Raw genomic sequence first — 10,722 nt, 5'->3', positions numbered from 1 at the left:
AGTCGTCCCACCGGTCGCCGCGGTGCGGGTCGTGCTCGTCGTTGACCGGGGACCAGGCGTGCAGCTCGGCCCACTTCTCGGCGGCGTCGGTGTGTCCGGTCTGGGTAAGGATTCTCAATCAGATTTGTCAAGCCAGCGGGGGTGGTCTGGCTCGGTTGTTCTTCCTTCTCTCCCAGCGTTTTTTTGCCTGGAAGGCACGTAGTGCCGAGCAGGGTCGGAGGTGGGAGCGCAACCCGGAGGGCGGAGGAGGAGAGGTTGTCGGCGCGATGTGAGGGAGCGCAGCGACCGCGTGCCGAGAACCTCGGAGGAGCCGGCCGCGCAGCGGCTTGCGTGGACGCCGCAGGCCCGTACGTTGCCGAAGGCTTCCAGGCAAAAATGCGCACAGCGCACAGCACCGCGTCGACCGGAGGTCGGCGTCCATGTCGGTGCCCGCGTCCGAGATCGTCTGCGCACCAGGGGCGTGCTGCTCCATCGGGCCGCACGTGATGCCTTTGTATGCAGTGCGTACCGCTGAGAAGCCGCATATCTCCGCGGAGTAGGCCGGTTCCGCCGCGCCACCGGTGCGAGCATGACCGTAGGAGGCCGGGATGCGTGACGCGGTGATGGTCGTCGAAGACGACGTCGAGATGGGCGAGCTCATCAAGCGGGGTCTTACCGGCGACGGCTACGACGTCGCCCTGTTCTCGAACGGGGTCAACGCGCTCAATTCGGCGCGCGAAGCGGACTACTCCGCGGCGATCCTCGACGTGATGCTCCCGGGGATGAGTGGCTTCGAGATCTGCCGGCACCTGCGCGCTGCCGGTGCCACGCTCCCGGTGATCATGCTCACCGCCCGAGACGCCCTGCAGGACCGCGTGTTCGGCCTGGACGCGGGCGCCGACGACTACCTCGCCAAGCCGTTCCACTTCGAGGAGCTCTCCGCCCGCCTCCGAGCGATGATCCGCAGAGAACACCTCACGAACCGGGCACCGGTCGTGCTGGGAAATCTGCGCGTCGACCCCTACGCGCACGCCGCGACGGTCGACGGCGCCGTCCTGCCCCTGAGCCCCAAGGAGTTCGGAGTCCTCCGCGCGCTCGCGGCGCGTGCCGGGGACTTCGTGCCGCGGGAGGAGATCCTGCTCGAGGTGTGGGGGTCGGCGGACTTCGTGGACCACAACATCGCGGAGCAGTACGTCAGCTACCTCCGCCGCAAGCTGGCCGCGGGCGGCGCGTCGGTCGAGATCCTCACCCGTCGGGGTGCGGGCTACCGGCTCGGGGGGAAGCCGTGAGCTGGCGGTCCCTGTCGATCCGGGTGCGGATCACGGTGTCGAGCCTGCTGGTCGCGATGCTGTTCTTCGGGATCGTCGCGATCGTCGTGCGTGAGCAGCTCGATCACATCCTCGATGCCTCCACCATCGAGCTGGTCCGCTCGGGTGCATCGCAGGCGCTGATCGAGGAGAGCCGCGACACCGCCGAGGCCGTCGTCGGCGGCGTCAGCACCACCCTGCTGATCGCCCTCGCGATCCTCTTCGTCGCGTTCGCCGCCACCTCCTGGCTCCTCGTCGGCCTGGCGCTGCGCCCCGTCGGCCGCATGCGCGCCATCGCCGACCGGCTACGCCACGGCCGCTCCACCGAGTTCCTCCCCGTCGGGCCCGCCCGCGACGAGCTCTCCGACCTCGCCGCGACCCTGAACGCGCTGATCGCGGATCTGCGGGAGTCCGCGGACCGGGAGCGGCGGCTCGTCGCCGACGCGAGCCACGAACTGCGGACCCCCCTCGCCGCCCTGCGCACCCGCCTCGAGCTCGCCGAGCGCGTCCGCGACGATCCGGCGGCGCTCTACGCCGACGTCGTCGACGCGCGCCGCTCGATCGACCGCCTGCAGTCCCTGACCGACGGGCTGCTGATCCTCTCGAGGATCGACGCGGGCATCGCTACCGGCGACGCCTCCTCGGCGGCTCTGCGGGAGGAGGTAGCCGACAGCGTCGACCGCGCCCGGATGCTCGCCCGCGAGCGGGACCTCGCGATCGACTTCGTCGCCCCCGCCTCGATCGTCGCCGCCCGGTACCCGATCTCCCCGACCGATTTCGGCCGGATCCTGGACAACCTGCTCGCGAACGCCGTCACTGCGACGCCCGACGGCGGCAGCGTCAGCGCGACCCTCGTCGAGCGCGCCGAAGAGATCGTCCTCTCCGTCGACGACGACGGCCCGGGCGTTCCTGACGCGTTCCTCGCGGTCGCGACCGACCGTTTCACCCGCCCCGACGCCGCCCGCTCCCGCGACGGCGGCGCCGGCCTCGGGCTCGCGATCGTCGCCGGTCTCAGCCGCGCCGCCGGCGGCGAGCTCCGACTCCGCAACCTCGCCCCCCACGGCCTCGGTGTCGACGTCCGCATCCCCGCGACGCAGCCCCACCCGACCTCTCGCAAGGAGAACCGATGATCGACCCCCAATCCCTCCTCGACGGCGCCGGCCCCTGGGCGATCGCCCTGGCCTGCCTGATCGCCTTCGTCGAGACGGGCCTGCTGATCGGGTTCTTCCTCCCCGGTGACACCCTCCTCTTCTTCACCGGTGTCTTCGTCGCGACCGGCGTGATCTCCCTGCCGGTGCCGCTGGTGATCCTGATGGTCGCCGCCGCCGCGTTCCTCGGCGACCAGCTCGGGTTCGTCATCGGCCGCGCGAGCGGGCCGCGGATCTTCGAGCGCAAGGACAGCGGGCTCTTCAGCCGCTCGAGCGTCGCCCGCACCCAGTCGTTCTTCGACCGGTTCGGCGGCTGGGCGGTCACCATCGCCCGCTTCGTGCCGGTCGTGCGCACCTTCGCCCCCGTCGCCGCGGGCGTCGGCAAGATGCACTACGGCCACTTCGTCGGCTTCAACGCCCTCGGCGCCGCCGTCTGGTCCACCGGCGTGATCCTCCTCGGCTTCTTCCTCGGGCAGATCCCCGGCGTCGCGGACTTCGTGGGGAAGTACATCGACATCGTCCTCGTCGGCATCGTCGTGATCAGCCTCGTCGGCATCGCCCTCACATACTGGCGGCAGAAGAATCGCGCCGGCCGCGACGCCTGAGCGCCGCGCTCAACGGGTCGGGCGCGGTCGGCGGAGCGCGATCACCGCTACCAGCAGCAGGAACACCGCGAGGGCCGCGAGCGTGACCGGGCCGGTGCCCAGGCCCAGGCCCTTCTGGGCGACGGGATCCGCGAGCCAGTCGCAGACCGAGGCGCCGAGCGGTCGCGTGACGACGTAGGCGGCCCAGAACGCGAGGACCGCGTTCCGCCCCGTGAACCGGTGTGCGAGAGCGGGGATCGCGATGATCGCCGCGAACAGGACGGCGGAGGGCAGGTAGCCGAAGCCGAGGGTCGACGCGGTCAGGTCGCCCGCTGCGGTGCCGAGTGCGAACGTCCCCGAGACGGCGAGCCAGTAGAACGCGGCGCGGCGCGGCGTCGTGATCGAGTGGATCGACAGCGTCCGCTCCACCCTCCACCACACGAGGAAGACCGCCGCGAGAGCCACCGCGAACCCGAGGGTGGAGACGAGGTACGGGACACCGGCGACCACGTGCAGCACGTCGGCGGCCATCGTGCCGAAGACACTCACCATCAGCACCGCCAGCCAGTACACCCAGGGGACGTACCGGCGGGCTGCGAACTGCAGCGCCAGCGCGGCGAGGAACGCGAGCCCGGTCACTCCGACAACGATCACCGGGTCGAACGCGGTCGCGAGGAAGTCCGACGCCGTCTCGCCCATCCCCGTCGTCAGCACCTTGAGGACCCAGAACAGCGCCGTCGCCTCGGGCACCGTCGAGGCGGCGTAGCGGCCGGCTTGGAGGCGGGAGCGGATCCGAGGGAGCGGAGGGCGGCGCTGATCGGTGAGATGCGTCATGCCGCCATGGTCGGGCAGTCTGCGGCACCCGGGGCTGGGGGCTTCGCCGGGTCCGTTGAACAAGCGCACAGCGACCCGCTCACCGGCAGCGCTGCCCGCTGCCTTCCGCCGTCATCTGGTCGGACGGTGCCCGGAGAAGCGCCGCCAACGGAACGACGGTGATGCAGCACGTTCGGTGTGCAGCCTGACCGCGAGCGGCGCCCAGACGATCAACGCCACCCCGGCGCCCAGGAGCAGCCCGCCGACGGTGTCGGAGATCCAGTGCGCACCGAGGTAGGTGCGGCTGAGCATCATCGCCACCGTGTAGAGGGCACCGGCGATCCGGACCCACCACAGCGGGAAGACGATCGCGAGGACCATCGCGGTCGTGGCGGCGTTCGCGCTGTGGCCGGAGGGGAACGAGCCGAAGTCGGCGTTCACGAGGATCTCCAGCGGCCGCGGACGACCGACAGCGTTCTTGAGGATCTGCACCAGCAGCCCGCTCAGCGGCGCGGCGATCGCGAAGTACGTCGCCGCCCACCGACCCCGCCAGACCAGCAGCCCCACGAACACGACGAGCGGAATCACGATCGTGCCGACGATCCCGCCGCCGAGGCTGTTCATCACCAGCGACGGCACCAACCAGAACGTCGACCGGTGCTCGATGATCTCGTTCATCCACGCGGTGTCGAACCCGAACGGCTTGTCGTGCTCCCGGTAGAAGATCAGCGCGGCCAGAAGTCCCGTGAGCAGCACCGCGAGGCCCGCCGAGATCAGCGGCCAGCGTCGCGCCGCCCGATACGCGATCGCACCGTCCGGTAGGGGTTCCCGGTTCGGCATCAGTGTCGTCCTCGTCTCTCGACGCGAAGCACGCCGCAGAAGTCCACGCTATGAACGAGCCGTCTGTGGCGGCGGCGGATTCCCCTGCATTCGTTGTGAAAGCACAGAGCCTCGACCCCATCAGCTCGGTACCGACCTGATCGCGTTCGGGTACTTCGGGTCGTTGTGAGCAAACACAACGCAGCACGGCGCATCCCGAGCCGCCGCCCACTTCCCGACTGAGACTCTGCGGGCATGGACATCTCAACGACGGCAGCACCGTCCCGCGGCCGGCGGCTGCTCAGCAAGGTCCCCGAGGTCACGATCTGGTTCTGGATAATCAAGATCCTCTGCACCACGGTCGGTGAGAGCTTCGCCGACTGGATCAACATGGTCCTCGGCGTCGGCCTCATCGCGACGGCTGTGATCTTCATCATCGTCACCGCGGTCGTGCTCGCCGTGCAGATGCGGCTGCGACGCTACGTGCCCGCCGCGTACTGGCTGACTGTCGTGGTGATGAGCGTCACCGGCACCCTGCTCACCGACATCCTCACCGACCAGCTCGGAGTGCCTCTCTGGGCCAGCTCCCTCGTCTTCTCGCTGCTGCTCGTGATCGTGTTCGGCGTCTGGTATTCGAAGGAGCGCACCCTCTCGATCCACAGCATCGACACCACCCCGCGGGAGGCGTTCTATTGGGTCACCGTCCTGGTCACCTTCGCGCTCGGCACCGCCCTCGGCGACTGGACTCTCGAGCTCACCGGCTGGGGCCCTGGCGTCTCGATCCTCCTGCCCCTCACGCTGCTCGCGATCGTCACCGGCCTCTGGCGCTACGGCGCGAACCCGGTCCTCGCGTTCTGGATCGCCTACATCCTCACCCGCCCCCTCGGCGCCAATATCGGCGACTGGCTCGGCCTGTCCCCCGACGAGCAGGGCCTCGGGCTCGGCACCTTCGTCACCAGCATCATCTTCCTGCTCGCGATCCTCGCCACCGTCGTCTACCTCTCCCTCAGCAAGGCCGATGTCGACAAGGGCGCATCCGAGCACTACACCACGCCAGTCGCCCGCGAACGCCGTTCACTCGTCGCCTTCGCGGTCCTCGCCGTCGCCGTCGTCGGGCTGCTCGCCTTCACCAACAGCCAGCCGCACACCAGTCCGGCACCGGAAGGCGCAGCCCCGGCCTGCGATGCGTCGGGAACGCTGTCCGCAGCTGACGCGAAGGCATCCGTTCAGACCGACTTCCCCTCCGCCGACGTGCAGAACTTCCAGACGATCACCGCCGACACCCTCGCCCTCGTCACCAGCGGAGATCAGGCCGGCGCGAAAGCCCGCGCCACCGACCTTGAGACCGCCTGGGACGACGCGGAGCCCGCACTGAGCGCCGCGAACTGCCAGACGTGGACCTACGTCGACCAGCAGATCGACCCCGTTCTCTCCTCCGTCCGCGCCGGCAGCCCCGACCCGGTTGTCGAGAAGACGAGCATCCAGGACCTGCTGACCACTCTCGCCGGACGCTGACCTGAGGCGTCACGGTCTTCTTTTGCGACCCGAATCTGGCCTCCTCCGACCGATTGATCACTGCGGCCCTGCCCTGCCGCCGCCGCAGCGGCATCAGCGCGACTCAACACATCGATCGGAACCGGTCGGTGACAAATCAGTCCGCTACTGAACCCATGCTTGAGCTCGTAGACGCACTCCGAGCACACGGGGCTGCCGACCAGGCCGGCGTCCGCGAGGTGCTCCACCCAGGGGTGCGAGCACTCACCACAAATCTCAGCGAGCAGAACCCGGAACCGGGCGCGGCGCGAACGGCGAGCGTCAGCTCGCCGGCGCCACTGCGAGAGGCCGACCATCACGAGAGCGTAGCGAGCGCGCCACCAAGCAATCGCGCGCTTCGCCTCATCCGCATCGCCTCTGGCGTCCCGTTTGGGGATTCCCATACGGACGGTAACTAAGGATCTATCCGGCGGTGATCAGCTCGCCGGGCGCACCGAGAGACGCGAGGTCGACATCGCCCTGTGACGTCAGGAGCTCTCCGCTGATCCCGTCGTAGACGGCGGTGAAGACGTCCACCCGATGGAGGTCGAAGCCATAGGGCACGTCTGTTCTCTCCGCGGGCGCGTGCACGGTCAGCGCCCAGACCGGCTCGTCCTGTGCGACCCAGTAGTGGTCCGCGAGAGCGGGGTCATAAGCGGCGAGCTCCTCGTACGTGGTTCCGACCGCGTAGATCGGGTACTGCTTCTTCTCCTCCGCACTGAGCGTCGAGAGCTGGACTCCGGTGCCGTTGGCCAGGTCGAGCGCCGGGTTCGTCAGCTGCTGGACGTCGATGATCGGCCCCTCAGAGGCGGCGGTGGCGATGGGGGTGCCCGGTGGGCCCTCCGTCGGGACGGTGGGTGTCAGGGCCTCCGTCGTCTCCGTTGGTTGGGCAGGCGTCTCGGTGGAGATGGGGGTCGTGCTGGCGGTGGCGTCGATGGTGACGGGGCCGGAGCGGATGCGCATCGTCGTGGAGGTCTGGGTGAGGCTGACGTCCTTGGTGCCCAGGACGTCCATCAGCCACTGCTCTCGTGCGTCGGCGGCGTCGAGGCAGCCGACGTACGTCGTCGCGGGGCCTCCGGTGACGACCCATACAGAGGTCTGCAGGCCGGCGGACTGGAGGTCGTAGGTGAGCGTGTTGCAGGGACCGTCGACGCTGAGCTGCGACCGGCCGTCGGTGCCGGTGATGCGAAGGCTGACGGGGTGATCGAGCAGCCATCCGCCTGATCCTTGATCGCCGATGACAGCGGTGGTCTCGTAGACGGGCTTGGTCGCGTCTTCGGCGCTGAGCAGTTCACCCGGCAGCTGCGCCGTCGACGGCGACCCGGGGCTGCTGGCGCTCGTCGCGCATCCACTGACGAGGAGCGCCGCGGAGAGGCAGAGGATGGTGAGGGCGAGTGTTTTCGTGCGTCGGAAGGTCACTGGTCGACTCCGGTCCGCGTCGCGGGCGGGTTGGTGCAGTCGACTGTGGTGGGCAGTCCCGTGAAGATCTCGATCCGGCCGCCCTCCCGGCACACCTGGGTTCCTGCGAGGGAGAACAGGGCGGCGTCCGTTCCTTCTCCGTTGGTGCCCGCGAGCGCAGCGCACGCCGCGGCGAGCGACGCAGTGGAGTGTTCTGCGGGTGTCTGGATCTCGCCCGACAGGGCAACGCCCTGCCCGTCCGGTTCCCAGCAGGTGACGGGCGCTGCGACCGGAGTGCCGCGCTCGGTCGTCACCGCCGTGGGGACTGCCGCGCTGAGAATCGCGCCCGCGATGCCGGCGAGGGTCACCGCCGCGGCCTGGCCGAGACGTCGGCGGCGGCGGATGCGGTGCGCGAGGCGTGCGCTGATGCGCTCGAGCTGCTCGTCGCTCAGGTCAGGATCGTCCATGGTCTTCTGTCCGTTCCGTCAGGGTTCTCGCCAGTGATGTCCGCACCCGCGAGAGGCGGTTGCGGACAGTCCCGTGGGACAGGCCGAGGGAGCGAGCGGCATCGCTGTAGCTGAGGTCGTCCTCGATGCACGCCGTCCAGATCGCCCGGTCCGTCGCGCTCATCTGCTCGACCAGACGCCGCACGTCGAGCAGCCGGTCGCTCGTCTCCGCGTCGACGCCGCGAGAGGCGGTGTCGTCGGAGAGGGGCAGGTGGCGTCGGCGCTGCTCGCGGCGATTGGTCGAGAAGCTGAGGTTGCGTACCGTGACCAGCAGCCAGGGCAGCACCGACTCCCCCACGATGCGCACGCTCGTGCGGCGCTTCCAGAGCAGGAAGAAGCTCTCCTGAACGACGTCCTCCGCCTGGCCGGCGTCCGCGAGGAAGCTTCCCGCGGCGCGGTAGACCGCGCGGCCGTGCATCCGGAAGAGAACGTCCAGCGCCGACGGGTCACCGCCGCGAAGTCGATCCACCAGCGTCGCCTCAGCAGCACCGACCACCCGACATCACCCCCTCAGTAGTGAATGCCCTCAGAGCACCGTTTCGTCTCAGGCGTCATTAACGAACTTTGTCAATTCGACAGTGCCTCTGTGACCTATCCCCTACCGGACGCGCGCCAGATCATCATCCGCGCGCGACGGTCGGCCTGGCATCGCGCCGCCGTGATCATCGCTCGGGAGTCGAGGGACGGCCTTGAGGCATGTGGGAGGCGATGGCCGCGAGGGCGAAGCCGACGAGTGCGGTCGGCAACGCCAGGATGCACCAGACGATTTCCCACCCGTGGTGAGCATGGGCCCCGCTTGTCGCGCGAATGACGGTGAGGACCCAGACGCTGATAGCGCTGGTGAGGGCGACGATGCCAGCCGCGAGGAGGAAGGCTTTCCCTGCTGCGGCCTCCTCGTCGGTGGGCATCAATCCCATGCCGATTCCTCTCTCGCTGATGGAGAGGTAGGTCAGCACGACGGGCGCGACGATCATCCCGAGGACGGCGATCGCGGCGATCACCGGACTCAGGGGTCCCTTCCGAGCGACGTCAACCACGCAGTGCACACTATCCGCGCGTCGCTAAGCCCCCCCTGCGAGCGGGCCGCTCGTCGTCCGGCATGGAGACGCCCTGCCGGACGCCCGCTGGATCATCCCCATACGGGACGCGCACAAGGCGCTCGGGTTCGCGAGACTGAACTGATGTCGGGGTTGCTGGTCATCGATCTCGTGTCGCGCGTGATCAGAGCACGCTGCGGCCGAGCCGCGGCGCACGAGAGGTGACGCGCCCGACGTCGGGAATCAGCACGCCTCATGATTCACGGCGACGGAGAACAGGACATCAACCGGCCGATCTGCGGCGTCGGCTCAGTGCCCAGACGAGCGCGCCCGCAAGGAGCACCGCGCAGGTCAGCCCGGCGACGTGCAGGACGAGCGACGGCATTCCGTTCTCGGGGAGCAGGAAACCGTACGGCACCCACCCGTCGGTCGCTCCGCGGACGAGCACGACGACGACCCAGACGATCGGGTAGGGCAGGACCACCCACAGCCGTCGCCAGGAGAGCGGTCCGCGGTCGGCGACGACGATCCAGTCGAGGAGGACGAGGGCGGGGAGCGCCACGTGCAGGACGGCGCTGACCCAGGGCGGGGCCGTGCCGGTACCGGGGACGAGGGTGTTGTAGATCACGGCGACGACGATCAGGTAGGCCGTCGCCGCGCCGCGGACGTAGCTCAGCCACACCGGAGTCGGACGGCGGGCGAGCGCGACCGATCCGGCGACGATCAGCACCGCGCTCGCGAGGAGGCTGGTCTGATTCGTGAAGTAGCCGAAGTAGTCGAACGGATTCGACTCGCCGGCCACGATACTCAGCGCGTAGGTGTGGAGGATCACCGCGACCGCGGCTGCACCGACCGCGATGCGCGCTACACCCACGAATGGGCGGGTCGGTGCCGGGGAACTCATCGGGTCAGCCTAGGAGCCGTCGGGCTTCCTGATGACCCGCAGCAGACACTCCTTTTCGGAACGGCGCTGAGTCGCTCAGGCCGAGAGGCGACCACCAGGAAAGTGGTGACGTCGCTCAGCCTGATCCGGTGGGGACGTTCTCGAAAGTGCGCAGCACGGTCGCGATCGCGGCATGCCTGATGGTCGTGACGGGGTGCACGGCGCAGCCTGCACCGTCGGCCCGCCTCTGGCGACGAACACGGACGACGGCTTCGCCACGTCACTGGCCGGCGACCTAGGCGTAGCGACGTTCACCGGGAGCGACGGGACCACCGGCGAGCGGGTAGAGGCGCTGCGAGCATCCGGCTCGTATGCGGTCGGTGACCGGTTGCGACCAGCCGAGGACGCCAGAACCGTGCGGGTGCGTGGAGGGGAACGCATCGTCGTCGACGGGCCGTCCATCGACGGTTCCGGGCAGGTGGCCGGTTTCGACATCGTCGAGGCTGATGATCTCGACGCGGCGATCGCGATTGCCTCCGAGCATCCGATGGCGCGTTTCGGGCTCGTCGAAGTGCGACCGGTGTGGCCCTTCTAGAGGGTGGGCTGACGGCGTCGGCGCCGGCGTCATCCGCGCGCCCTGCGACGCTCCGCGGGCCTTCCAGCAGAAGGCGCAGCAGCTGCGCCCCGACCTGAGCATCCTCGCCCCCGACATCCT

12 protein-coding genes are annotated in these 10,722 nt (G+C 69.3%); 5 read left to right on the top strand and 7 right to left on the bottom strand.

Annotated elements, in window-relative coordinates; all coding sequences use genetic code 11:
* Nucleotides 1-587 precede the first annotated feature (587 nt).
* The 3 genes from C5C57_RS10565 to C5C57_RS10555 are packed head-to-tail and all read left to right on the top strand — an operon-like array spanning nt 588 to nt 3,039.
* Nucleotides 588-1,268: a response regulator transcription factor gene (locus C5C57_RS10565; RefSeq protein ID WP_104297608.1), complete on the top strand. Its 681-nt coding sequence runs from the start codon at nt 588-590 to the stop codon at nt 1,266-1,268.
* Entirely contained in the window at nt 1,265-2,416 is a 1,152-nt protein-coding gene (locus C5C57_RS10560; RefSeq protein WP_258072743.1) for a HAMP domain-containing sensor histidine kinase, read from the top strand. The genes C5C57_RS10565 and C5C57_RS10560 overlap by 4 nt, the downstream gene beginning before the upstream one ends.
* Entirely contained in the window at nt 2,413-3,039 is a 627-nt protein-coding gene (locus C5C57_RS10555) for a DedA family protein (protein WP_104297607.1), read from the top strand. The genes C5C57_RS10560 and C5C57_RS10555 overlap by 4 nt, the downstream gene beginning before the upstream one ends.
* A gap of 9 nt (nt 3,040-3,048) precedes the next feature.
* On the opposite strand, the gene C5C57_RS10550 is transcribed toward C5C57_RS10555, so the two are convergent.
* Nucleotides 3,049-3,852 carry a hypothetical protein gene (locus C5C57_RS10550; protein WP_104297606.1) on the bottom strand — a complete coding sequence of 268 codons (804 nt, stop codon included), beginning with the start codon at nt 3,850-3,852 and terminating at the stop codon, nt 3,049-3,051.
* Nucleotides 3,853-3,963: 111 nt separating this feature from the next.
* Nucleotides 3,964-4,671: a phosphatase PAP2 family protein gene (locus C5C57_RS10545; protein WP_181069181.1), complete on the bottom strand. Its 708-nt coding sequence runs from the start codon at nt 4,669-4,671 to the stop codon at nt 3,964-3,966.
* A 234-nt stretch (nt 4,672-4,905) separates the two neighbouring features.
* Here C5C57_RS10545 and C5C57_RS10540 point away from each other — a divergent pair, with 234 nt between their 5' ends.
* Nucleotides 4,906-6,165 carry a hypothetical protein gene (locus tag C5C57_RS10540; protein WP_104226509.1) on the top strand — a complete coding sequence of 420 codons (1,260 nt, stop codon included), beginning with the start codon at nt 4,906-4,908 and terminating at the stop codon, nt 6,163-6,165.
* 441 nt (nt 6,166-6,606) lie between these two features.
* Here C5C57_RS10540 and C5C57_RS10535 read toward each other — a convergent pair whose 3' ends face one another.
* The 5 genes from C5C57_RS10535 to C5C57_RS10515 form a co-directional block, all read right to left on the bottom strand.
* Nucleotides 6,607-7,602 (bottom strand): hypothetical protein, encoded by a 996-nt coding sequence (locus tag C5C57_RS10535; RefSeq protein WP_104297605.1) that lies wholly within the window; start codon nt 7,600-7,602, stop codon nt 6,607-6,609.
* Nucleotides 7,599-8,048, bottom strand: a complete 450-nt coding sequence (locus C5C57_RS10530) for a hypothetical protein (protein ID WP_104297604.1) — start codon at nt 8,046-8,048, stop codon at nt 7,599-7,601. Before C5C57_RS10530 ends, C5C57_RS10535 begins: the two co-directional genes overlap by 4 nt.
* Nucleotides 8,035-8,556 carry an RNA polymerase sigma factor gene (locus C5C57_RS10525; protein WP_146082413.1) on the bottom strand — a complete coding sequence of 174 codons (522 nt, stop codon included), beginning with the start codon at nt 8,554-8,556 and terminating at the stop codon, nt 8,035-8,037. The genes C5C57_RS10530 and C5C57_RS10525 overlap by 14 nt, the downstream gene beginning before the upstream one ends.
* A gap of 193 nt (nt 8,557-8,749) precedes the next feature.
* Nucleotides 8,750-9,124 carry a hypothetical protein gene (locus C5C57_RS10520; RefSeq protein ID WP_146082412.1) on the bottom strand — a complete coding sequence of 125 codons (375 nt, stop codon included), beginning with the start codon at nt 9,122-9,124 and terminating at the stop codon, nt 8,750-8,752.
* 283 nt (nt 9,125-9,407) lie between these two features.
* The gene (locus C5C57_RS10515; protein WP_104297601.1) at nt 9,408-10,028 is read right to left on the bottom strand and encodes a Pr6Pr family membrane protein; all 621 of its coding nucleotides are present in this window, start codon (nt 10,026-10,028) and stop codon (nt 9,408-9,410) included.
* 172 nt (nt 10,029-10,200) lie between these two features.
* Here C5C57_RS10515 and C5C57_RS10510 point away from each other — a divergent pair, with 172 nt between their 5' ends.
* On the top strand, nt 10,201-10,602 hold the full coding sequence (locus C5C57_RS10510; protein WP_104297600.1) for a YciI family protein: 402 nt from the start codon (nt 10,201-10,203) through the stop codon (nt 10,600-10,602).
* Nucleotides 10,603-10,722 lie beyond the last annotated feature (120 nt).

The organism is Rathayibacter sp. AY1C5 (assembly GCF_002931705.1).
In the GTDB taxonomy this organism is placed as follows: Bacteria; Actinomycetota; Actinomycetes; order Actinomycetales; family Microbacteriaceae; genus Rathayibacter.
Note: the sequence above shows the minus strand (reverse complement) of the source record. Positions and strands in the feature narration are given on the sequence as shown.